The organism is Flavobacterium sp. GW823-FHT04A11, from assembly GCF_058796535.1.
In genome coordinates, this window is the sequence record NZ_CM179503.1 from 2221995 (window position 1) to 2244978 (window position 22984).

Consider the following 22984-nt stretch of genomic DNA (forward strand, 5'->3'; position numbering starts at 1 on the left):
TTCGTTTTCTTACAATTGGCAGTAAATGTTGAGTTTTACATTTGTCATGTTCAATCTTAAAAAACAGAAAACATGAAAAATTTAGTTATTTACGCACATCCAAATCCTGCGAGTTTAAATCATTTTTTTAAACAAACTATTGTCGAAAACTTAGAAGAATCAGGACAAGAAGTTATTCTTCGGGATTTAAACGAAATCAATTTTAATCCGGTTCTTTCCTTAGATGATATGAGCGGACAAAGAATGGGGCAGGTTGCAGAAGATGTCAAAAGAGAGCAGGAATTTATAACCTGGGCAGATCAGATTATTTTTGTATATCCAATTTGGTGGACAGGAATGCCAGCTATAATGAAAGGTTTTATTGATCGTGTTTTTAGCTACGGATTTGCTTATCGATACGATCAGGGAATTCAAAAAGGGCTTTTAACAGGAAAACAAACCATCATTGTTAATTCACACGGAAAATCTAATGCAGAATATGAAGCAACAGGAATGGATAAAGCGCTTGCGTTAACTTCAGATACCGGAATTTTTAATTATTGCGGACTAGAAATCAAACATCATTTTTATTTTGATCAAGCTGACAGAGCTTCTTCGGAAAATATTTCAGAATGGGAGCATCAGTTAATTTCTGCTTTAAAGGGAAATAAAATAGAAGAGAAAATTTAAAACTCCAATTCCAATTGTTCCGGCAAAAGTCTAAAACTCATTCGGTGGTATTTTGTTGTGCCAAATTCCCGAATGGCATCGCGGTGTTCTTTAGTTGGATATCCTTTATTTTGTTTCCAGTTATACATCGGGAATTCTTCATGAAGTTTATCCATAAATTCATCGCGATACGTTTTGGCCAATATAGAAGCGGCGGCAATACTTAAAAATTTAGAATCTCCTTTTATAATACTTTGGTTCGGAATTGACTTTAATAATTCAATTTCTGTTTTCGAAAACTGTTTTCCAAAAGTATTTTTTAAACCTAATTTGGCATTCAAGGAACGATTTCCGTCTACAATAATAAATTCAGGAACCTGATTTAATTTCAGGATACATTCCTGCATTCCTTTCATGGAAGCATTTAATATATTGATTTGATCAATTTCATCGGGAAACAAATGCGTAACGGCGAAACAAACAGCATGTTCCTCAATTATAGGTTTTAAAAATGCTCTTGTTTTTTCAGACAATTGTTTACTGTCGTTTAAAATTTCATGTTCAAAATGCGCAGGCAAAATTACTGCCGCAGCTGTAACCGGTCCGGCGAGGCAACCACGGCCGGCTTCGTCAGTACCAGTTTCAAAAACAAATCCGGAGAAATTTTTGGCAAGCATAATTCTTTATTGTGAATAGCAAATATTATATTTTTTCTGGAAACCTACAAAAATGAATTCAATACAGATGAATTATTTAAAATAAAATTCAAATTATAATTCATTTCTAACCAAACCGTCGCTAAAAATCTCGAATTAGGAGAAATTTAGAAGTAGATTTTTTTAAATTATTATGTGCACAAACGTGTTTTTTCTGATTTTAGTACAATTTGAAATGTTAAAATTTTATAAAAAAATGACTTGATAAAAAAACAGTTTTTTGTAAAAAACATTAGGAATAATGCTGTTTTGCAGTGAATAAGTTGTTTAATTTTGGCTTTGTGTTAAAGATTTATTAAAAAAAAGTTGGAGTAAATTTAAAATTCCTTGCTATTTTAAGAAATTATTATGATGTTTGCCGGATACTAATTCAAAATTTTCAAAAATGAAACTTAAGTTTAATGGATTCTTAGTACTCTTCGTGGTACTTATGGCGCAATTAACCTTTGCGCAAGAAAGAACTGTTTCGGGTATTGTTACCGATTATGCAGGAATGCCTTTACCAGGTGTTAGTGTGCAGGTTAAAGGGACACAAACCGGAGCGCAAACAGATTTTGATGGAAAATACTCTGTCAAAGCGGCACCAAGCCAAATCTTGGTATTCAACTATATTGGGATGAAATCTCAGGAAGTAGTTGCTAGTTCTACAACAGTAAATGCTAAATTAGGCAGCAATACTACAGAATTAGAAAATGTTGTTGTAACAACAGCATTAGGTATTAAAAGAGAGAAAAAATCTTTAGGTTATGCTTCACAAGAGGTTAAAGGTGCTGATTTATCTGCAGGAGCTGCCAGCAATAACTTTCTTAACGACCTTTCTGGAAAAGCGGCCGGGGTTTATGTTAGAAAAAATACAAACTTTGGAGGTTCTACAAACGTAGTTTCAAGAGGTGTTAAAAACTTAACAGGAGATAATCAAATGCTTATTGTTATTGATGGTATGCCAATTAATAACAGTAATACAAATGCAAGTGTATCTCAAGGAAATGGTGCAAGTCAAGCTGCGGGTGCTCGTAATACTTATGATTACGGTAATGCAGGTATGGACATCAATCCTGATGATATCGAGTCTGTAAACATACTAAAAGGAGCTGCTGCAGCTGCTTTATACGGATTTCAGGCTGGTAATGGTGTAATCATGATTACTACTAAAAAAGGAAAATCAAGAAAAGGACTGGGAGTAACTATTTCAAGTGAGTTTACTACAGGTAGTGTTGACAAAAAAACTTTCCCTGTTTACCAAAACAAATACGGACAAGGTTACGGACCAACTTATGATGCAGCAGGTAACCCTAAAGGTGTTCCGGTAGGACCAACAGGTGCGTTTTTTACTATCGATAGTAATGGTAACCAAGTTGCAACTACAGTTGATGATGCATCTTACGGTGTTGCTTTTGACCCAAATCTTTATGTTCTTCAATGGGATGCTTATTCTAAATACTCTCCAAATTATGGAAAGAAAACACAATGGAAAGCTGCTGACAATGGACCTATTACTTTTTTCCAGAAAGCAACTACATTGAGTAACTCAATCTCTTTAGAAGATGGTGATGAAAAAACTAATTTTGTTTTCAATTATAACAATTATAAAGAAACTGGAATACTTCCAAATAGTGAATTAAGAAAAAACAATGCAAGTGTTAAATTCAACCACAAGTTTAACGATAAGTTTTCTACGAATATATTTGCAAATTATGTAGCACAAACTACAGTTGGTAGAAATACAACAGGATACGGTGGAGACAACGTTGCGGGATTATTCCGTCAATGGTGGGGAACAAACGTAGACATTAAAGCGCAAAAAGAAGTTTTTGAAAATTCAGGAGGTCAAAATATTTCATGGAATATGGCAAATCCTGCTGGTGGAGATACTAGTGCTAAATATTGGGATAATCCATATTTTACAAGATACAAAAACTTTCAGTCAGACGAAAGAAACCGTTTTATTGGTTACGTACAGTTAGATTATAAAATTACAGACTGGCTTACAGCAACTGGAAAATTAACTAATGATAGTTATGCTGAATTAAGAGAAGAAAGAAAAGCAGTTGGATCTTTGAATGCAACATTTGGATTAAACAGATTAGCTGTTGGTTCAGGATACCAAAAATATACTGGTATGTTCTCTGAGCAAAACTATCAGTTTACTTTAAATTTCAATAAAAAGTTAACAGAAGATATTTCTTTAACTGGTTTGCTTGGAACGAATGCTTTAAGAACGAAACGTAATTCAACAATTGCTTCTACAGATGGAGGTTTAATTATACCAGATATCTATGCATTGTCAAATTCAGTAAACCCTTCACCATTTCCTGCAGAAGTTGAAAATAACACTGCGGTAAATAGTATGTTTGCATCTGCTTCTTTTGGATATAGAGATTTCTTATATTTAGACGGAACAGTTCGTAATGATGCTTTCTCTGTATTACCAAAAGGGAATAATGACTTATACACGTTCTCTACATCTGCAAGTTATGTTTTTACAAAACATGTTAATGCAGATTGGTTAACTTTTGGAAAATTAAGAGCAAGTTATGCTGAGAATCCACAAGGAAGTATTGATCCATATATATTAGATGACGTTTTTACTAAATTTAATCCTTTTGGTTCAAACCAACTTTATTCAAGACCGAATATAGCGAACAACCCAGAATTACGTCCTGTAAAAACTACATCTAAAGAGATTGGTTTGGAAGCACAAATGTTTAATAGAAGAGTAGGATTTGAGGTAAGTGTTTACCAAAGTTTAAGTTCTGATCAGATCTTTCCTGTAGATTATTCTACAACAACTGGTTATTCTTCTAGATATGTTAATGCAGGTTCTGTAGAAAATAAAGGTATAGAGGTACAATTAAATTTGACACCATTAAAGTTTAAAGATTTTCAATGGGATGTTTTTGTAAACTGGTCTAAAAATGAAAACGAAGTTGTGGCCTTAACACAAGGTATCGAAACTCTTACATTAGGTACTCTTCAGGGAGGTGTTAGTATCATTGGATCTGTTGGTCACCCTTATGGAGATATCATTGGTAAAGATTATATTTATAAAGATGGACAAAAAGTAACACAAAATGGTGTTTACTTAATGACTGCAACAACTAATAACGTTATTGGTAATGTTACACCTGATTGGATTGGTGGTATTCGTAATAAATTTACATACAAACAACTTTCGTTAGGTTTCTTGATTGATATGCAAAAAGGAGGAGATATTTTCTCTCTTGACCAATACTACGGACAAAATTCAGGTTTGTATGAATCAACTGCTGGAATTAATGAGTTAGGAAATCCGGTAAGAAACACACTTGCTAATGGTGGTGGAGTTATTCTTCCTGGTGTAAATGCAGACGGAACACCAAATACAACAAGAACGCCAGCTCCAGAAGTTGCAGGAGGTATTTATGGATATACTAAAAATCCACAAAAAGCATTCATCTATGATGCAAGTTTTATCAAATTAAGAGAAGTAAACATTACGTATAGCTTCCCATCAAGTCTTGTATCAAAATTGAATTTGACAGATTTACGCCTTTCTTTAGTAGGTTCTAATTTATGGATCATCCATAAAAATCTTCCAGATGCAGATCCAGAAAGCGGACTTGGTTCAGGTAACCTTGCAGCAGGTTATTCAGGAGGTTCACTACCTACAACAAGAAACATTGGTTGTAACCTAACATTAAAATTTTAAATCATGAAAAAAATACTTTTATTAATATCTTTTGCCAGCATAGCTTTTTCATGCAGCACAGATATTACAGATATGAATGTTGATCCTAAAAAGCCAACTACTACTAGATCGGAATATTTGTTTACTAATGCTGAAAAGAAATTAGTTGATCAAATGGTAAGTACTAGTGTGAATAATAATGTTTTTAGATTATTTGCACAACAGTGGGCAGAAACAACTTATCCTGACGAAAGCCAGTATAATATTTCAAACAGAAAAATTCCTGATACGCATTTCTTAGTAATGTATAGAGATGTCCTGGCAGATCTTCACGATGCAAAAGTTTTGATTCAGAGTGGATCTGCAGTAACAGCTTCTGATATTGCTGTTAAGCAAAATAAAATAGCACTTATCGATATTTTAGAAGCGTATACTTATAGCGTATTAGTTGATAGTTTTGGAAACGTACCTTACTCTCAGGCTATAGATATTGAAAAATATCCTTTGCCAGCATACGATGATGCTAAAACTATTTACAAAGATCTTATTACAAGATTAGCTGCAGATGCTGCAACATTAAAAACAAATTCTGCAGATGTTAACTTTGGTAGTGCAGATATCATTTACGCAGGAACTGCTGCAAGTAATGCAAAATGGGCAAAGTTTGCTAACTCATTAGTTATTAGATTAGCAGTAAATATTTCAGATGTAGAGCCAGCTTTTGCTGCTACTAGCGTTCAGACAGCTCTTGCTTCTGGACCATTGGCAAGTAACGCTGATAATACAAAATTGACTTATTTAACTACATCAGGAAATCAAAATCCATTGTATGCTGATTTAGTAACAAGTAACAGAAATGACTTTATTCCTGCTGAGCCTTTTGTTGCTGCAATGGAATTTGTTGCTCCTGGAGGAGATCCAAGAATGGCTAAATATTTCGTTAATGCTCCGGCACCAGCAGCACCAACTATTCCTGCAGGAAGAACTTACGTAGGAGGTACATATGGAGAAGCAAACGTATTTGCAACTTACTCTCACATTACTGCTACATTAAATAATCCTGCTGTTCCGGGTGTAATATTTGATTATGCTGAATTACAATTTTTATTAGCAGAAGCTGCTGAGAAAAATTTAATTCCAGGTGGATCTGCTCAGGCTAAAGTTTATTATGATGCAGGTATTACTGCTTCTTTCTTAGATTGGGGATTAACTGCTGCTAATGCTACAGCTTACCTTGCAAATCCTAAAGTAGATTATAACAATGTACTTAGTGGAGCAACTTGGAAAGAAAAAATTGGTATGCAAGCTTGGTTTGCGCTTTATAACAGAGGATATGAGGCATGGACATCTTACAGAAGATTAGATTTCCCAGTTTTATTATCACCAACTTCTGCTAAAAACAAAGGTATTATGACTGTTCCTGTAAGATATACTTACCCAGGAGTTGAACAATCAATAAATGGTACTAACTATAAAAAAGCAGCCAGCGATATTGGAGGTGACTTACTAGAAACTAAAATATTCTGGGATAAGTTCTAATTTATAATTTGAATAGCAGTTCAGCTGTAATTCAAAATAAATTAAAGCTAAATAATATAGAAAATAAATATTTTGATTTTTTTTGAAAAACCCTCGATTACTTTTTTGTAGTCGAGGGTTTTCTTTTGTTCATTCGAAGTATTTTTTTATACGTTTTTATCTTTTACCTTTGCTTGACAATTTTTGTCGAAACAATTACATATAAAGCCATCAAATGAGAATATTCTTTTTTCTATATCTATTAGTCGTACCCACTTTATTGTTTTCTCAAGAAAAAAATGCGTCTAAAAGCAATTTAGATATGAATACCAAATACACAAGTATTACGGATACAGTGAAAAAGAAACAAGCGAAGATTGCTAAAATCGAGCAATATCAGATTTATACTTTAGAACACGACACCACTTATGCAGATACTTCTTTAACGCTAAAAAGTGCTTATAGACAAAATTATCTTCGTAGAGACAATTTCGGACTTTTGGATTTTCCTAATATTGGGCAAACTTACAATACACTGCAATATAGTCTGACTGATTTTTCACCATATCCGGAAATTGGTTTTAAGGGAAAACATTTCAGTTATCAGGAAGTAAGTGATATTCGTTATTATTCAGTAGCAACACCTTTTACCGAGTTGTTTTTTAATACAACTATCAATAAAGGGCAAAACGTAGATTCTTTTATTACTCTTAATACTTCAAAAAATCTTAATTTTTCTATTGGTTACAGAGGTTTACGTTCTGAAGGGAATTATATAAATCAATTGGTAAGTACCGGAAATTTCCGTTTTACAACCAGTTATTTTACAACTGATAAAAGATATATTTTAAATGCTCATGTTACTTTTCAGGATATTTCAAATGAGGAAAATGGAGGTATAACAACACCGGAAGATTTTGAAAGCGGAGATCCCGATTTTAAAAACCGTCAGAGATTACAGGTTTATTTAACCGATGCAAAATCATTTCTAAAAGGAAGAAGATTGTTTTTTGATCATGCCTTTAGAGTAAATCCAACGGAAGGAAATAACAATTTATATGTAACACATCAGTTTAATTACGAAAACAAATTTTTCGAATACAACCAGCCAACAGTTGCTTCTACTGTTGATGGTGCTTTGGTATTAAGATTTGGAGAGTCTTACATGGCAAGTTCTATAAATGATCAGACCCGTTTTGAAAAATTATACAATAAAGTTGGTCTTGCGTATGAAAATTCACTTTTAGGTAAGTTTAATTTCTTTGTCGATGATTACAGGTCAAATTATGACTATAACAGAATCATATTTAAAGAGGACGGTTCTAGGATTCCGGACAATTTATATCTTCAGTTTAATAATGTTGGAGGGCAATATGAATATCAGAAAAATAAATGGAACGGTCGATTTTTATATTCAAGATCAGTTACAAATCAGTCACTTTCTAATTTAGATGCAAAATTACGATACAGTTTAAATGATAAAATACAGTTTGATTTCAGATATAGAAACATCAACAAATTACCAAATAATAACTACAATTTATATCAAAGTAGTTTTATAAAATATAACTGGTCTAACAATTTTAAAAACGAAAAAATTAATTCGCTTAGTGCAAATGTATATACGCCCTGGCTAAATGCTGAAGTTCAATATACAGTTTTAAAAGATCATTTATATTTTGAAGATATTTCTACAGATGCTGAAATTGCGGCTCAAACTCAAATTGTAAATCCGGCACAATACGGAAATGCCATTAATTACTTGTCTATAAAAGCAAACAAAGAGTTTAAATTTGGACCTTTTGGATTCGACAATACCTTTTTATATCAAAAAGTAGATCAGTCAGATTTAATCTTAAATGTTCCTGATTTTGTAACCAGAAATACACTTTATTATTCAGGTTATTTTTTCAAAAAAGCACTGTTTATGCAGACAGGATTAACTTTTAATTACTTTACCGAATATTATGGTAATGCTTATAATCCTGTTGTTAGTGAATTTTTTGTTCAGACTGACAAGAAAATCGGAGGATATGCTAACTTTGATTATTATATAAATTTCAGAATCAGACAAACAAGATTTTACTTTAAAGCAGAGCATTTTAATGCCTCTTTTTCAGGAAATAATTACTATTCAGCACCGAATAATCCATATCGCGATTTTACGATCAGATTTGGTTTAGTTTGGAATTTCTTCCAATAAAATCAGGTTCTTTACTATCTTAAACCAAATAAATTAAATTCATACAAAATGGACTTTTCAAATAATATTTTAGAAACAATTGGTAATACACCATTAGTAAGACTCAACAAAATTGTTGCTGAAATTGATGCGTTAGTATTGGCAAAAGTCGAAACTTTTAATCCGGGAAATTCTGTAAAAGACAGAATGGCCGTAAAAATGATTGAAGATGCTGAGGCAGATGGCCGACTAAAACCAGGAGGAACTATTATAGAAGGAACTTCTGGAAATACAGGAATGGGATTGGCACTTGTAGCCATCATCAAAGGATATAAATTGATTTGTGTAATATCTGATAAACAATCGAAAGAAAAAATGGATATTTTGCGTGCTGTTGGTGCCAAAGTAGTCGTTTGTCCTACAGATGTTGAACCTACGGATCCACGTTCTTATTATTCAGTTTCAAAGCGATTGGCAGAAGAAACTCCTAATTCCTGGTATGTAAACCAATATGATAATATGTCGAATTCATTGGCACATTATGAACAAACCGGACCTGAAATCTGGAAACAAACAGATGGAAAAATTACTCATTTTGTTGTTGGAGTAGGAACCGGAGGAACTATTTCAGGAGTTGGAAAATATCTAAAAGAGAAAAACCCGAATATTAAAATTTGGGGAATTGACACGTATGGTTCTGTTTTTAAAAAATACCATGAAACCGGAATTTTTGATGAAAACGAAATCTATTCTTATATCACAGAAGGAATTGGAGAAGATATTTTACCTAAAAATGTTGACTTTTCTTTAATTGACGGATTTACAAAAGTAACCGATAAAGATGCTGCCGTTTATACCAGAAAAATTGCTCTGGAAGAAGCTATCTTTGTTGGAAACTCTGCCGGAGCTTGTATTAAAGGTTTATTACAGTTGAAAGAACATTTCAAGCCGGAAGATGTTGTTGTAGTGCTTTTTCATGATTCTGGAAGCCGTTACGTAGGTAAAATGTTTAATGACGACTGGATGCGTGAACGTGGATTCTTAGAAGAAAACATAACCAAGGCAGAAGATGTTATCAAAGATCATATTGATAAAGAATTAATTGTTGTTCGTACAGAAGAATTGGTTTCACACGCAATTGAGCGTATGCGTAAATATAAAATTTCGCAGATTCCGGTTGTAGATATTAACGGATTTGTTGGTTCTGTTGATGAAACAGATTTATTTAGAAGTTATGTTGCCGATAAAAATGTTGCCGAAAAACCAATTAAAGAAGTAATGGGCAAACCTTTCCCAATTGTAAAATTAGGAACTACAATCGAAGAAGTTTCTAAGTTATTTACTAAGGAAAATGATGCCGTATTAGTAGAACTTGGAAATGGAAAACATCATATTATTACAAAGTATGATATTATCGGATCGATAAAATAAGACAATTTTAATAACGTTATAAATCCATAAATCTAGTTTGATAATTAGGTTTATGGATTTTATCTTTAATATATTTAGGAATGAATTTTACCGCTATAGATTTTGAAACAGCAACCGGACATCATCCTTGTTCTGTCGGCATTGTTACTGTTGAAAACGGAATAATTACAGATGAATTTGTTACTTTGATTAAGCCGCCGAACAATGAATATAATCCGTTTACAATTCAGGTTCATGGTATTTATCCTCGTGATACGGTAAATGCAAGAACATTTCAACAAGTTTATCCTGAAATCGAAAAACGTTTAAAAAATAGAATAGTAGTTGCCCATAATGAAAGTTTTGACCGAAATGTTTTAATGAAATCTATGACACTTTATGGTTTGCAATATGAAGATTTAAACATTGCTGCAAAATGGGAATGTACCGTTAAAATTTATAAAGCAAAAGGCTTAAAGCCAACTAAATTAAGCGATTGCTGTCGCGAAATGAAGATTCAGTTAAATCATCACGAAGCATTATCTGATGCACGTGCTTGTGCAAAATTATTTATGTTGCGATAATTAACTATATTTGTAAGATTAGTATTATTTTTATTTAATTTTAGGCTTTTCTAAATCTAATATAAAAGCCAATAAATGAAAGAAGATTTTCTTCATTATCTCTGGAAATTCAAGAAGTTTGATACATTGAATTTGAGAACTACCCAAAAAGAACAAATTACTATTATTAAAACCGGAGATTATTTAGAACTTTCGGGACCTGACTTTTTTAATGCTCAAATTATAATTGACAATCAAAAATGGGCAGGAAATATTGAAATTCATATAAAATCATCTGATTGGTATGTTCATGGACATGAAAAAGATATTGCTTATGAAAATGTTATTCTGCATGTAGTTTGGGAACACGATACTGAAATTTTCCGGAAGAATAATATTGTAATTCCTGTTTTGGTTTTAAGAGATTATGTTTCTGCAGAAACAGTAAATAATTATCATTCCTTGATAAGTCCAAAGTCATGGATAGCCTGCGAAAAACAAATTGCTCAAATTGATGAATTTGTTTTTAAAAATTGGCAGGAACGATTATTTTTCGAACGATTAGAACGCAAATCAAAATTTATTTACGATTTACTAGAAGAGACAAATCAGGATTGGGAAGCGGTTTTGTTTTGCTTATTTGTCAGGAATTTTGGACTTAATACAAATGGAAATTCCTTTTTGCAAATTGCCAGATCGATTCCGTTTTCAATTATTCGAAAAGAAAGTTTTGAAATAGAAAATCTTGAAGCATTACTTTTGGGAAGATCCGGTTTATTGGATTTTGAGAAAGAAGATGTCTATTTCAAAGATTTAAAAATCAGATATTTTTACCTTTTGCATAAATATCAATTGGATAAAGTTTATGTAGATCCGGTTGAGTTTTTTAAACATCGTCCGGATAATTTCCCAACAATTCGATTATCGCAATTGGCAAGTTTATATAACAAACATCAAAATCTTTTTTCTAAAATTATTGCTTTAAAATCAGTTAAAAATAGTTATGAATTGTTGAATGTTTCAGCGAGTTTATACTGGCATAATCATTATCAGTTTGATAAAGAAAGTCCGAAGAAATCAAAACCATTATCCAAATCTTTTATTGATTTACTGATTATAAATACAATAATCTCCATTCAGTTTGCTTATGCGAATATTATGGGAGAATCAATTGAAGAAGATTTAATTGCATTATTAAATGGAGTTTTGCCAGAAAAGAATTCAATTATTGACAAGTTCGAATCTTTTGGCGTTTCGTCTAAAAGTGCTTTCGATACACAAACGTTGCTTCAGCTTAAAAACGAATACTGCAATCAAAATGCCTGTTTAAGATGCGCAATAGGAATGGAATTACTGAAGAATAATTAAGATAATTAGAAAATGTTGCAATAGGATAATTTTGTATTTTTGCATTCTAATTCTGAGTGAATTCGAAGGATAAATCTAAATTAAAAATATGTCAGCAATTTTAAGGCTTAAATTTTTCTTTGAAAAATACGGGTTTCATGTTTCTTCACGATTAGCAGATAAACTGGGAATGCGTGTTACAAGTGTGCGATTGTTTTTTATTTACATTTCGTTTGTAACTGCAGGTTTAGGTTTTGGTATTTATCTGACTTTGGCCTTTTGGATTCGCCTGAAAGATTTGATTCGTGCCAAACGAACATCCGTTTTTGACTTGTAAATTAAAAATTTGATATAAAGAAAAGCCCCTTATTTTAAAATAAGGGGCTTTTCTTTTTCTATTTTTTTATTCTTCTATTTCTTGTGGGCCATTTAGTTTTGCTCTCTTTTTACTGTAAGCAAAATATACAACGATACCTAAAGTTCCCCAGATCAAAAATGCAATCCATGTTTCGTGTCTAACCTGAGTCATTAAGAATAGGTTAAAACAAACTCCAAGAGTTCCAACTAAATAAACTGCAGGAGTTCTGTAATGTCTTTCTAATTCAGGTTTTTTGTAACGTAAAATCATTACCGCAACACACACCATTCCAAAAGCCAATAATGTTCCCATACTACACATTTCACTCACTTTCTCGATTGGAGTAAGTGCTGCAACGATAGAGATAATAGTACCAACTAAGAAAGTACTTTTATATGGAGTTTTGAAGTTATGGTGTAATTTACTGAAAAATGGAGGTAATAAACCATCTCTTGACATTCCTAAGAATATACGAGTCTGACCTAACATCATAACCAGCATTACAGAAGTTAAACCAGCCGTAGCAGCAATGGTTATAATAAATACAGCCCATGTCAATCCGTTTTCACTAAATGCAGAAGCTACCGGAGCTGCTTTGTCTAATTGATCGTAATGAACCATTCCAGTTAATACTAATGAAACTAAAATGTAAAGAATTGTACAAATTATTAATGAAGCAATAATAGCAAACGGTACATCTTTTTTAGGATTAATTGCTTCACCAGCCTGAGTTGATACAGCATCAAAACCAATATAAGCGAAGAATACAATTGTTGCAGCTGTTAAAACACCTCCAAAACCAAAATTCATTTTTCCGGTTAAATTTCCAAGATGATCTACTGCAGGAACTTCAGCAGGAATAAATGGATGCCAGTTATCAACATTGATATAAAAAGCACCGCAAATAATTACAAAAAGAACTACAGCAATTTTTACAATTACAATAATATTATTTGTACTTGCCGCTTCTTTAATACCTTTCACAAGAATTGCAGTTACAACCCATGTAATCAAGAATGCAGGTAGATTGAAAGCAAATGTTGGAATGTCAATTAAGTCATTAGGAAAAGCAATATTGTGTTCTCTAATTTTTTCAGTAGCCGTAGCTAAATCATTGCAAAGCCAAATTGGAATTTCGATTCCGAATAAATGAACAAGCTTTACAAAATAACCACTCCAGGCGACAGCGACCGTGGTGGCGCCCATCATATATTCCAGGATAAGGTTCCATCCAATGAACCAGGCAAAAATTTCACCTATAGTTCCGTATGCATACGCATAAGCAGATCCTTCTACCGGTAATACCGAAGCAAATTCAGCATAACACAAAGATGCAAATAAACAGCCTATACCCGCAATAACGAATGATAAAGCTAAAGCAGGACCAGCAAAATCGTGAGCAGCGATACCTGTCAAAGTGAAGATTCCTCCACCTATAATTGCACCAATCCCCAACGAAGTTAGACCCCATCTCGTAAGAACTCTTTTTAAATCACTTTTTTTCATATCGGCTTCAAAAGCAGATATTGGTTTAACTCTCCAAATTGACATACTATAATAGTGGTTTATTGTTATTAAGCTCCAAATGTATCGTTTTTTATAAAAAATAAAAACAATTATATAAGTTTAAGTTATAAAATGTTTAAAATTAATATGAGATCATCCTAAATTCAGTTCTAACAACTCTATTTTGTCAACTTAATTTGATAAAAAATACATTATACATATTTTTGTAAATTATAAAAATTTATTATTTTTCTTACAATTAATTGGTTTTTTAAATTAATTTTAGAGTTTTAAAAATTGAAAAGTTATCAAATGATTAATTTTAGAGCCGCTTCACATTATTTTAAGTTTACAAGCCAACAAAGAAAAGGTATAGTTTTATTATTTGTAATTATTATTGGATTACAAGCGGCATATTTTTTTGTTGATTTTTCAATTCCGGAAAAATCTTTTCCACAGGAACAGCAATGGCTTTCTTTACAATCACAATTAGATTCTCTTAAAACAGCAAAATATAATAGTGTACCTAAGGTTTATACTTTTAATCCAAATTTCATTTCAGATTATAAAGGATATAAACTCGGAATGTCTATTCAGGAAATTGATCGATTATTAGATTTTCGAAAAGAAAACAAATACGTCAATTCAGCCAAAGAATTTCAGGAAGTAACTAAAATTTCAGATTCATTATTAAATGTTATTTCACCGCTTTTTAAATTTCCTGATTGGACTCAGAATAAAAAATCTTTTAAAACAGACCGAGTAGAATATGTTCACAAAGAATATCCTAAAAAAGAAAAAGCGACTTTATTAGATATTAATGCAGCAAGTCAGGAAGACTTAATGAAGATATTTGGTATTGGTGAAGCTTTATCTCTTCGAATACTAAAGCAAAAAGAAATTTTAGGTGGTTTTGTTACAATGGAACAAATGAAGGATGTTTGGGGACTTTCTCCAGAAGTGCTTTTCGAATTAAATACACACTTTAAAATTTATGATGTTCCAAATTTTAAAAAAATTGCAATAAATGATGCATCTTTAAAAGAGCTGGCACAGTTTCCATATTTCAGATATGCTTTGGCAAAACACATAATTACTTATCGCAGTATGAACGGAAATTTTAAAAATATTGAAGATTTAGCAAAAATTAAAGATTTTCCTGTTGATAAAGCAAAAATAATTAGTTTATATTTGGAGTTCTAAAAACTGAATAACAAATGAATTTTGATTATAATGAAATGCAGTCAATGATTGCACAGTCGATTAAAGATTTTGCTGAAAAAAATATAAGACCTTATATAATGGATTGGGACGAAGCACAAATTTTTCCTGTTGATCTGTTTAAAAAATTAGGTGAAATGGGTTTTATGGGTGTTTTAGTGCCGGAAGAATATGGTGGTTCGGGATTAGGTTACCACGAATATATTACTGTAGTGGAAGAAATTTCTAAAGTAGATCCCTCAATCGGACTTTCTGTTGCTGCTCATAATTCTTTATGTACCAATCATATTCTGACTTTCGGAAATGAAGAACAAAAGAAAAAATGGCTGCCGAAATTAGCAACTGCCGAATATATTGGTGCCTGGGGCTTGACAGAACACAATACAGGATCTGATGCAGGAGGAATGAATACAACTGCTGTTAAAGATGGTGATTTCTGGATTGTAAACGGAGCAAAGAACTTTATTACGCATGCAATTTCAGGAGATATTGCTGTTGTAATTGTTCGTACTGGAGAAAAAGGAGATTCAAAAGGAATGACCGCTTTTGTTTTTGAAAAAGGAATGCCTGGGTTTACATCCGGAAAAAAAGAAAATAAATTAGGAATGCGTGCCAGTGAAACTGCTGAATTGGTTTTTGATGGTTGTCGTATACCTGATGCAAATAGATTAGGTGAAGTGGGACAAGGATTTGTTCAGGCAATGAAAATTTTGGATGGAGGCAGGATCTCAATTGGTGCATTATCACTTGGAATATCAAAAGGCGCATATGAAGCTGCACTAAAATATTCGAAAGAAAGACATCAGTTTGGACAGCCAATTAGTAGTTTTCAGGGAATTTCATTCAAATTAGCTGATATGGCAACCGAAATTGAAGCTTCGGAATTGTTGTTGCATAAAGCAGCTTTCTTAAAACAACAGCATAAACCAGTTACCACACTAGGAGCAATGGCAAAAATGTATGCCTCTGAAGCATGCGTGAAAATTGCAAACGAAGCAGTTCAGATTCATGGAGGGTATGGTTATACAAAAGATTTTCCGGTTGAGAAATTTTACAGAGATTCAAAATTGTGTACTATCGGTGAAGGAACTACTGAAATTCAAAAATTAGTAATCTCCAGAAATTTGTTGAAAGAATAAAGAATAAAGAATAAAGAATAAAGAATAAAGAATAAAGAATAAAGAATAAAGAATAAAGAATAAAGAATAAAGAATAAAGAATGTCCTTAATTCTCTCTTTTTTTACAATCGGTTTCAGAGAATCTATTCTCTTTTTTCTATGTTCTTTTTTCTTTTAAAATAATTTATAATTTATAATTCATAATTCAGAATTAATAATTACTTTTGCAACCTTAACGAGAGGAGGTGTCTATATTATGTTAATTATACCAATTAAAGACGGAGAAAATATCGATAGAGCATTAAAGCGCTATAAAAGAAAATTTGATAAAACAGGAACTGTTCGTCAACTAAGAGCACGTACTGCTTTTATTAAGCCATCAGTTATTAAAAGAGCTCAAATTCAAAAAGCGGCTTACATTCAAAACTTGAGAGACAGTTTAGAAAGTTAGTATTAGACTTTTCAAAATAATTACCGTTAGTTGTCAAATTTTTGATGCTAACGGTTTTTTTATGCTTAATTTTGAAATAACTAATACCTATATATAGATATTGTTTGTTTTGTAATTAATAAGATGTTGTTTTATGAAGTCAAATAAAGATGCATTCCGTGATTATCTTCAGCTCGAAAAAAAATATTCGGCGCATACGGTGAATGCTTATTTGAACGATATTTTGTTTTTTGAAACGTTCAATAAAACTCATTTTGAACAAGAAAATATCGAAAACGTAAATTATAGTCAGATTAGAAGCTGGATTGTTTCTCTTGTGGATGCAGATATTTCAAATGTTTCTGTTAATCGAAAAATGGCTTCTTTGAAAGCGTTTTATAAATTTCTTTTAAAAACAAAACAAATAGATGTAAATCCAATGCTGAAACATAAAGCATTAAAAACTTCAAAGATTATTCAAATTCCTTTTTCTGAAAAAGAACTTACGGATTTAATTCAGGAAGTAGATAATCCTGTTGGATTTGAAGAAATAAGAGATAAACTTATTGTTGAAATGTTTTATACTACCGGAATGCGAAGGGCAGAGTTGATACATTTAATGTTGCGAAATGTAGATCTGTCTTCAAATGTGATTAAGGTTTTAGGAAAAAGAAATAAAGAACGTATTATTCCGCTTTTGCCTGTTATTGTTGATCAGTTAAGGTTATATATAAAGGAGCGAACTTTGGTTGATGAGATGGTTGATGATGATTATTTTTTTATTTCAAAAAAAGGGTTAAAATTGAGCGAATCTTTTGTGTATCGATTAATAAATTCTTACTTTAGTAAAGTCTCTGAAAAGGTGAAAAAAAGTCCGCATGTGCTTCGTCATACGTTTGCTACTCATCTTTTAAATAATGGGGCAGATTTAAATTCAGTTAAGGAATTATTAGGACATTCGAGTTTAGCGTCAACGCAAGTTTATACTCATAATAGTTTAGCAGAGCTTAAAAAGGTATATACTAATGCGCATCCGAGAAATAAATAGTAATTCTTAAATGTTTAACCCTAAAATTAGTATTATGAAGGTAGATGTTCATGCCGTTAACTTTACTGTTGACAGAAAGTTAGTTGATTTTATTCAGGAGAGAATGGATAAATTAGAAAAATATTATGATCGAGTTGTCTCGGCCGACGTTTTTTTAAAAGTTGAAAGAACAAGTGACAAAGAGAATAAAGCGGTAGAGATTAAGATTAATGTTCCTGGGGATGAATTTTTGGTTAAAAAACAATGCAAAACATTCGAAGAAGCAGTTGAACTTTCGGCAGAGTCATTAGAGCGTTTACTGGTAAAAAGGAAAGAAAAAATCAGAGCACACATATAATTGAAAAATTTTTTCAAAAAATGTTTTGATACAAAGATAAAATAGCTACATTTGCAGTCCGTTAGAAATAGCGGACTTTTTTATTGATATTGCCAGCGTAGCTCAGTTGGCTAGAGCAGCTGATTTGTAATCAGCAGGTCGTGGGTTCGAGTCCCTCCGCCGGCTCTAAATATTTCAAATGCGATTTGAAATTGTTCATACAATTATTGATAAAAAAAAAGGGGAGATACTCAAGCGGCCAACGAGGGCAGACTGTAAATCTGCTGTGTGAACTTCGCAGGTTCGAATCCTGCTCTCCCCACAAAAAAAAGAAGTTTAGATTTTGGATTAAAGATTTTAGAATTAAAATCTGAAATCTGGATTCAAGAATCTAAAATCAGAACTCTCTGCCGGTGTAGCTCAGGGGTAGAGTGCTTCCTTGGTAAGGAAGAGGTCTCGGGTTCAATTCCCGACATTGGCTCAAGTAAGTAGGAAATTGAAATTAATATATAACTAAGATTAAAAATTAAGTAAAATGGCAAAGGAGAATTTTAATCGTTCCAAACCGCACTTAAACATAGGTACAATTGGACACGTGGATCACGGAAAAACTACATTAACTGCAGCAATTACAAAAGTATTGTCTGATGCTGGTTACTGTCAAGCAAAATCGTTTGATCAAATCGATAACGCTCCAGAGGAGAAAGAAAGAGGTATTACTATTAATACATCACACGTAGAGTATGAAACAGCTAACCGTCACTACGCTCACGTTGACTGTCCAGGTCACGCGGATTACGTAAAGAACATGGTTACTGGAGCTGCTCAAATGGACGGAGCTATCTTAGTAGTTGCTGCTACAGATGGTCCAATGCCACAAACTCGTGAGCACATCCTTTTAGGTCGTCAGGTTGGTATTCCAAGAATCGTTGTTTTCATGAACAAAGTGGATATGGTTGATGATGCTGAATTGTTAGAGCTTGTTGAAATGGAAATTAGAGATTTATTATCTTTCTACGAATATGATGGAGATAATGGTCCTGTAGTTCAAGGTTCTGCTTTAGGAGGATTGAATAATGATCCTGCTTGGGTACCAAAAATCATTGAATTAATGGAAGCTGTTGATGCTTGGATCGAAGAGCCAGTGCGTGACGTTGCTAAACCATTCTTGATGCCGGTTGAAGACGTATTTACAATTACTGGTCGTGGAACTGTTGCTACAGGTCGTATCGAAACAGGTATTGCTAATACAGGAGATCCAGTTGAAATCATTGGTATGGGAGCTGATAAATTAACTTCTACTATTACAGGAGTTGAGATGTTCCGTAAAATCCTTGATAGAGGTGAAGCTGGAGATAACGTAGGTTTATTGTTAAGAGGTATTGATAAAGAATCTATCAAAAGAGGAATGGTTATCATTAAGCCAGGATCAGTAAAGCCACACGCTACTTTCAAAGCTGAGGTTTATATCTTGAAAAAAGAAGAAGGTGGACGTCATACTCCATTCCATAATAACTACCGTCCACAGTTCTACGTACGTACAACTGACGTAACAGGAGTTATTACTTTACCAGAAGGAGTAGAGATGGTAATGCCAGGAGATAACTTGACAATTAATGTTTCTTTATTAAGCCCAATCGCTATGAGTGTAGGTTTACGTTTCGCTATCCGTGAAGGTGGTAGAACAGTAGGAGCAGGTCAGGTGACTGAAATCGTAGGATAATCCTATAAAAACTATAAAAAGCCAGTTGATTTTCTTAACCGAAATCACTGGCTTTTAATTACGGGCGTAGTTCAAGGGTAGAATAGCGGTCTCCAAAACCGTTGATGGGGGTTCGAATCCCTCCGCCCGTGCAATATAAAATATATCAAATGACAAAAGTTACTAATTATTTATCAGAGGCTTTCGAAGAGTTAAAGTCAAATGTTACTTGGCCTGCTTGGGCTGAGGTTCAAAAATTGACAATTGTTGTGGCTGTATTTTCGGTTTTATTCGCTTTGGCAACATGGGGAGTAGACGAATTTTTTGCAAAAGCTTTAGCTGGATTTTTTAACTGGTTAAAAGGATAATTTTTTTGTGATGGCAGATAATAATGTAAAAAAATGGTATGTAGTTAGAGCTGTAAGCGGACAAGAAAATAAAGTCAAAGCTTACATCGAAACTGAGATTGCCAGATTAGGTATGGGTGATTATGTTTCCCAAGTTTTAGTGCCTACAGAAAAAGTAGTTACTGTAAAAGAAGGAAAGAAAATGTCTAAGGATAAGGTTTATTTTCCTGGATATGTTATGATCGAAGCCAATTTAGTTGGTGAGATACCTCATATTATCAAGTCTATTACTAGTGTTATTGGATTTTTAGGCGAGATCAAAGGTGGCGAACCTGTTCCTTTGAGGCTTTCTGAAGTAAATAGAATGTTAGGTAAAGTAGATGAATTAGCTGTTAATACAGATACTCGTGCTATTCCTTTCAACTTAGGTGAAACTGTTAAGGTGATCGATGGTCCGTTTAACGGATTTAACGGTACAGTTGAAAAAATCAATGAAGAAAAGCGTAAACTTGAAGTAATGGTTAAAATTTTCGGAAGAAAAACTCCATTAGAATTGAGCTTTATGCAAGTTGAAAAAGTATAATTTTTTGTTACATATATAATAACCATTGTAATCGCTTCCATTGATTGCAGTGTTAAATTTTTTAAAAATGGCTAAAGAAATTAGTAAGGTAGTTAAACTACAAGTTAAGGGAGGTGCTGCGAATCCGTCGCCACCGGTTGGACCTGCTTTAGGAGCTGCTGGGGTAAACATCATGGAGTTTTGTAAGCAATTTAATGCTAGAACTCAAGATAAACCTGGCAAAATATGCCCAGTGCAAATCACTGTGTATAAAGACAAATCATTTGATTTTGTTGTTAAGACTCCTCCAGCAGCGGTTCAGTTAATGGAAGCTGCAAAGCTAAAATCTGGTTCAGGTGAGCCTAACCGTAAAAAAGTAGCTAGCGTTACTTGGGAACAAATTAGAGCAATTGCTGAAGACAAAATGCCAGACTTAAATGCTTTTACAGTAGAAAAAGCAATGAGTATGGTTGCTGGAACAGCTAGATCTATGGGTATAACCGTATCAGGAGATGCTCCTTTTTAATTAAGAAAAAGACATGGCAAAATTAACAAAAAAGCAAAAAGAGGCTGCTTCAAAAATTGAAAAGAACAAACTATATTCTCTTAAAGATGCTGCGGCATTATTAAAAGTAGTTGCTTCTGCAAAATTTGATGAGTCTGTTGATATCGCAGTTCGTTTGGGTGTAGATCCAAGAAAAGCGAATCAAATGGTTAGAGGTGTAGTTACATTACCTCACGGAACAGGTAAAGACGTTAAAGTATTAGCATTGGTTACTCCAGATAAAGAAGCGGAAGCTAAAGAAGCTGGAGCTGATTATGTAGGTCTTGACGATTATTTACAAAAAATTAAAGATGGTTGGACAGATGTTGATGTTATCATCACTATGCCGGCTGTTATGGGTAAATTAGGTCCATTAGGTCGTATTTTAGGACCTAGAGGTTTAATGCCAAACCCTAAAACAGGTACTGTAACTATGGATGTTGCAAAAGCTGTTCAAGAGGTTAAAGCTGGTAAAATTGACTTTAAAGTTGATAAAACTGGAATCGTTCACGCAGGAATTGGTAAAGTTTCTTTTGGAGCTGAGCAAATTGTTGACAACGCACACGAAATTATTCAAACATTAATAAAACTTAAGCCAACTGCTGCTAAAGGTACCTACATTAAAGGTATTCACCTTACAAGCACTATGAGTCCTGCAATTGCATTGGATCCAAAAGCAGTATAATTGGTAGTTAAAAATTTTTAGTATGACTAGAGAAGAAAAATCAATCGCGATTGAAAATTTAACTGCGCAGTTAGCTGGTACAAATATCATTTATGTATCTGATATTTCTGGATTAAACGCAGAGACAACTTCAAACTTACGTAGAGCTTGTTTTAAAGCTGGTATCAAATTAGAAGTTGTAAAGAACACTTTGCTTGCAAAAGCAATGGAAGCTTCTGCTAATGATTATGGTGATTTACCTACAGTATTAACTGGTAACAGTGCTATATTTATTTCTGATGTAGCTAATGCACCTGGAAAAATTATTAAAGATTTCCGTAAGAAATCTGATAAACCAGTTTTAAAAGGAGCATACATCAATTCTGAAGTATATATTGGAGATAATCAATTAGAAGCATTAGCTACTATTAAATCTAAAGAAGAACTTCTTGGAGAACTTATTGGATTATTGCAATCACCAGCACAAAGAATTATTTCTGCTTTACAAAACAAATTCGCAGGTAGCGAAGAAGAGGCTGAAGCATAATAATTATTGTAAGGGATTTAATTTCCTTACAGCTTAAATAGCGCACAATAAATAAAATATAATTTTACAAATCATTTTAAACGATAGAAAAAATGGCAGATTTGAAACAATTCGCAGAACAATTAGTTAACTTAACAGTTAAAGAAGTTAACGAATTAGCAACAATATTAAAAGACGAGTATGGTATCGAGCCTGCTGCTGCAGCTGTAGTAGTTGCTGCTGGTGGTGGAGAAGGTGCTGCTGAAGAAGCACAAACTGAATTTACAGTTGTATTGAAAGAAGCTGGTGCTTCTAAATTAGCAGTTGTGAAATTAGTAAAAGAACTTACAGGTTTAGGTTTGAAAGAAGCTAAAGATGTAGTTGACGGTGCTCCAAGTAACGTTAAAGAAGGTGTTTCTAAAGAAGAGGCTGAAGGTCTTAAAAAATCATTAGAAGAAGCTGGAGCTGTAGTTGAACTTAAATAAGTTTACTCAGTTTTAAGAACTAGGTTTAGGTCTTGAGTTAACGCTCAATGGCCTAAACCATTTTTCGTATAATAAAATATATCAAGTTTTATTATCAAATAGTTT

22 protein-coding genes and 4 tRNA genes are annotated in these 22984 nt (G+C 32.9%); 24 read left to right on the plus strand and 2 right to left on the minus strand.

The genetic code is table 11. The features are described from left to right. The first annotated feature begins 72 nt into the window (after positions 1-72). Positions 73-669, plus strand: a complete 597-nt coding sequence (locus tag AC3QL1_RS09610; RefSeq protein WP_492497110.1) for an NAD(P)H-dependent oxidoreductase — start codon at positions 73-75, stop codon at positions 667-669. Here the strand turns inward: AC3QL1_RS09610 and rnhB are convergent. Beyond that, positions 666-1325 (minus strand): ribonuclease HII, encoded by a 660-nt coding sequence (rnhB, locus tag AC3QL1_RS09615; protein ID WP_492497111.1) that lies wholly within the window; start codon positions 1323-1325, stop codon positions 666-668. The two genes, AC3QL1_RS09610 and rnhB, sit on opposite strands and share 4 nt — an antisense overlap. Before the next feature lie 424 nt (positions 1326-1749). Between rnhB and AC3QL1_RS09620 the strand changes: the two genes are divergently transcribed. The 7 genes from AC3QL1_RS09620 (at position 1750) to AC3QL1_RS09650 (ending at position 12388) form a co-directional block, all read left to right on the plus strand. Next, complete coding sequence (locus tag AC3QL1_RS09620; RefSeq protein WP_492497113.1) at positions 1750-5052, plus strand: SusC/RagA family TonB-linked outer membrane protein; 3303 nt, start codon at positions 1750-1752, stop codon at positions 5050-5052. A 3-nt stretch (positions 5053-5055) separates the two neighbouring features. Continuing rightward, the gene (locus AC3QL1_RS09625; protein ID WP_492497115.1) at positions 5056-6570 is read left to right on the plus strand and encodes a SusD/RagB family nutrient-binding outer membrane lipoprotein; all 1515 of its coding nucleotides are present in this window, start codon (positions 5056-5058) and stop codon (positions 6568-6570) included. Between the two features lie 214 nt (positions 6571-6784). Further along, the gene (locus AC3QL1_RS09630; protein WP_492497117.1) at positions 6785-8752 is read left to right on the plus strand and encodes a putative porin; all 1968 of its coding nucleotides are present in this window, start codon (positions 6785-6787) and stop codon (positions 8750-8752) included. Positions 8753-8800: 48 nt separating this feature from the next. Then, positions 8801-10162, plus strand: coding sequence for a pyridoxal-phosphate dependent enzyme (locus AC3QL1_RS09635; protein ID WP_492497119.1), 1362 nt, complete (start codon positions 8801-8803; stop codon positions 10160-10162). Positions 10163-10242: 80 nt separating this feature from the next. Further along, positions 10243-10725, plus strand: a complete 483-nt coding sequence (locus AC3QL1_RS09640) for a 3'-5' exonuclease (protein ID WP_492497121.1) — start codon at positions 10243-10245, stop codon at positions 10723-10725. A 75-nt stretch (positions 10726-10800) separates the two neighbouring features. Continuing rightward, positions 10801-12072 (plus strand): DUF2851 family protein, encoded by a 1272-nt coding sequence (locus tag AC3QL1_RS09645; protein ID WP_492497122.1) that lies wholly within the window; start codon positions 10801-10803, stop codon positions 12070-12072. An 88-nt stretch (positions 12073-12160) separates the two neighbouring features. Continuing rightward, positions 12161-12388, plus strand: a complete 228-nt coding sequence (locus tag AC3QL1_RS09650; RefSeq protein WP_042564002.1) for a PspC family transcriptional regulator — start codon at positions 12161-12163, stop codon at positions 12386-12388. Positions 12389-12454: 66 nt separating this feature from the next. Here AC3QL1_RS09650 and AC3QL1_RS09655 read toward each other — a convergent pair whose 3' ends face one another. Beyond that, positions 12455-13960, minus strand: coding sequence for an amino acid permease (locus tag AC3QL1_RS09655; protein ID WP_492497125.1), 1506 nt, complete (start codon positions 13958-13960; stop codon positions 12455-12457). Between the two features lie 267 nt (positions 13961-14227). Here AC3QL1_RS09655 and AC3QL1_RS09660 point away from each other — a divergent pair, with 267 nt between their 5' ends. The 16 genes from AC3QL1_RS09660 (at position 14228) to rplL (ending at position 22879) form a co-directional block, all read left to right on the plus strand. Further along, positions 14228-15118 carry a ComEA family DNA-binding protein gene (locus AC3QL1_RS09660; RefSeq protein ID WP_492497127.1) on the plus strand — a complete coding sequence of 297 codons (891 nt, stop codon included), beginning with the start codon at positions 14228-14230 and terminating at the stop codon, positions 15116-15118. A gap of 14 nt (positions 15119-15132) precedes the next feature. Further along, positions 15133-16275: an acyl-CoA dehydrogenase family protein gene (locus AC3QL1_RS09665; protein WP_492497128.1), complete on the plus strand. Its 1143-nt coding sequence runs from the start codon at positions 15133-15135 to the stop codon at positions 16273-16275. 236 nt (positions 16276-16511) lie between these two features. Beyond that, complete coding sequence (rpsU, locus tag AC3QL1_RS09670) at positions 16512-16706, plus strand: 30S ribosomal protein S21 (RefSeq protein ID WP_035684969.1); 195 nt, start codon at positions 16512-16514, stop codon at positions 16704-16706. 133 nt (positions 16707-16839) lie between these two features. Continuing rightward, complete coding sequence (locus tag AC3QL1_RS09675) at positions 16840-17733, plus strand: tyrosine-type recombinase/integrase (RefSeq protein ID WP_492497131.1); 894 nt, start codon at positions 16840-16842, stop codon at positions 17731-17733. Between the two features lie 34 nt (positions 17734-17767). Beyond that, positions 17768-18070 carry a ribosome hibernation-promoting factor, HPF/YfiA family gene (gene hpf, locus AC3QL1_RS09680; protein WP_042564006.1) on the plus strand — a complete coding sequence of 101 codons (303 nt, stop codon included), beginning with the start codon at positions 17768-17770 and terminating at the stop codon, positions 18068-18070. A 91-nt stretch (positions 18071-18161) separates the two neighbouring features. Next, a tRNA-Thr gene (locus AC3QL1_RS09685) sits at positions 18162-18235 on the plus strand. Positions 18236-18290: 55 nt separating this feature from the next. Beyond that, positions 18291-18371, plus strand: a tRNA-Tyr gene (locus AC3QL1_RS09690). 87 nt (positions 18372-18458) lie between these two features. Further along, positions 18459-18530: transfer RNA gene (locus AC3QL1_RS09695), tRNA-Thr, on the plus strand. A gap of 54 nt (positions 18531-18584) precedes the next feature. Beyond that, positions 18585-19772: an elongation factor Tu gene (gene tuf, locus AC3QL1_RS09700; protein ID WP_007807448.1), complete on the plus strand. Its 1188-nt coding sequence runs from the start codon at positions 18585-18587 to the stop codon at positions 19770-19772. Positions 19773-19832: 60 nt separating this feature from the next. Then, positions 19833-19903, plus strand: a tRNA-Trp gene (locus AC3QL1_RS09705). 18 nt (positions 19904-19921) lie between these two features. Continuing rightward, positions 19922-20119: a preprotein translocase subunit SecE gene (gene secE / locus AC3QL1_RS09710; protein ID WP_041517377.1), complete on the plus strand. Its 198-nt coding sequence runs from the start codon at positions 19922-19924 to the stop codon at positions 20117-20119. Between the two features lie 10 nt (positions 20120-20129). Continuing rightward, the gene (gene nusG, locus AC3QL1_RS09715; RefSeq protein ID WP_029273444.1) at positions 20130-20681 is read left to right on the plus strand and encodes a transcription termination/antitermination protein NusG; all 552 of its coding nucleotides are present in this window, start codon (positions 20130-20132) and stop codon (positions 20679-20681) included. A 67-nt stretch (positions 20682-20748) separates the two neighbouring features. Continuing rightward, complete coding sequence (rplK, locus tag AC3QL1_RS09720) at positions 20749-21186, plus strand: 50S ribosomal protein L11 (RefSeq protein ID WP_026713295.1); 438 nt, start codon at positions 20749-20751, stop codon at positions 21184-21186. A gap of 13 nt (positions 21187-21199) precedes the next feature. Further along, a complete protein-coding gene (rplA, locus tag AC3QL1_RS09725) occupies positions 21200-21889 on the plus strand; it encodes a 50S ribosomal protein L1 (protein WP_035619180.1) in 690 nt (229 codons plus the stop codon). A 22-nt stretch (positions 21890-21911) separates the two neighbouring features. Further along, on the plus strand, positions 21912-22415 hold the full coding sequence (gene rplJ, locus AC3QL1_RS09730) for a 50S ribosomal protein L10 (protein ID WP_029273446.1): 504 nt from the start codon (positions 21912-21914) through the stop codon (positions 22413-22415). A 92-nt stretch (positions 22416-22507) separates the two neighbouring features. Next, positions 22508-22879, plus strand: coding sequence for a 50S ribosomal protein L7/L12 (gene rplL / locus AC3QL1_RS09735; RefSeq protein ID WP_007807437.1), 372 nt, complete (start codon positions 22508-22510; stop codon positions 22877-22879). Positions 22880-22984 lie beyond the last annotated feature (105 nt).

Coding starts and splice junctions, on each gene's coding strand:
- AC3QL1_RS09610 (WP_492497110.1), top strand. CDS start 73: ATGAAAAATTTAGTTATTTACGCACATCCAAATCCTGCGAGTTTAAAT.
- rnhB (WP_492497111.1), bottom strand. CDS start 1,325: ATGCTTGCCAAAAATTTCTCCGGATTTGTTTTTGAAACTGGTACTGAC.
- AC3QL1_RS09620 (WP_492497113.1), top strand. CDS start 1,750: ATGAAACTTAAGTTTAATGGATTCTTAGTACTCTTCGTGGTACTTATG.
- AC3QL1_RS09625 (WP_492497115.1), top strand. CDS start 5,056: ATGAAAAAAATACTTTTATTAATATCTTTTGCCAGCATAGCTTTTTCA.
- AC3QL1_RS09630 (WP_492497117.1), top strand. CDS start 6,785: ATGAGAATATTCTTTTTTCTATATCTATTAGTCGTACCCACTTTATTG.
- AC3QL1_RS09635 (WP_492497119.1), top strand. CDS start 8,801: ATGGACTTTTCAAATAATATTTTAGAAACAATTGGTAATACACCATTA.
- AC3QL1_RS09640 (WP_492497121.1), top strand. CDS start 10,243: ATGAATTTTACCGCTATAGATTTTGAAACAGCAACCGGACATCATCCT.
- AC3QL1_RS09645 (WP_492497122.1), top strand. CDS start 10,801: ATGAAAGAAGATTTTCTTCATTATCTCTGGAAATTCAAGAAGTTTGAT.
- AC3QL1_RS09650 (WP_042564002.1), top strand. CDS start 12,161: ATGTCAGCAATTTTAAGGCTTAAATTTTTCTTTGAAAAATACGGGTTT.
- AC3QL1_RS09655 (WP_492497125.1), bottom strand. CDS start 13,960: ATGTCAATTTGGAGAGTTAAACCAATATCTGCTTTTGAAGCCGATATG.
- AC3QL1_RS09660 (WP_492497127.1), top strand. CDS start 14,228: ATGATTAATTTTAGAGCCGCTTCACATTATTTTAAGTTTACAAGCCAA.
- AC3QL1_RS09665 (WP_492497128.1), top strand. CDS start 15,133: ATGAATTTTGATTATAATGAAATGCAGTCAATGATTGCACAGTCGATT.
- rpsU (WP_035684969.1), top strand. CDS start 16,512: ATGTTAATTATACCAATTAAAGACGGAGAAAATATCGATAGAGCATTA.
- AC3QL1_RS09675 (WP_492497131.1), top strand. CDS start 16,840: ATGAAGTCAAATAAAGATGCATTCCGTGATTATCTTCAGCTCGAAAAA.
- hpf (WP_042564006.1), top strand. CDS start 17,768: ATGAAGGTAGATGTTCATGCCGTTAACTTTACTGTTGACAGAAAGTTA.
- tuf (WP_007807448.1), top strand. CDS start 18,585: ATGGCAAAGGAGAATTTTAATCGTTCCAAACCGCACTTAAACATAGGT.
- secE (WP_041517377.1), top strand. CDS start 19,922: ATGACAAAAGTTACTAATTATTTATCAGAGGCTTTCGAAGAGTTAAAG.
- nusG (WP_029273444.1), top strand. CDS start 20,130: ATGGCAGATAATAATGTAAAAAAATGGTATGTAGTTAGAGCTGTAAGC.
- rplK (WP_026713295.1), top strand. CDS start 20,749: ATGGCTAAAGAAATTAGTAAGGTAGTTAAACTACAAGTTAAGGGAGGT.
- rplA (WP_035619180.1), top strand. CDS start 21,200: ATGGCAAAATTAACAAAAAAGCAAAAAGAGGCTGCTTCAAAAATTGAA.
- rplJ (WP_029273446.1), top strand. CDS start 21,912: ATGACTAGAGAAGAAAAATCAATCGCGATTGAAAATTTAACTGCGCAG.
- rplL (WP_007807437.1), top strand. CDS start 22,508: ATGGCAGATTTGAAACAATTCGCAGAACAATTAGTTAACTTAACAGTT.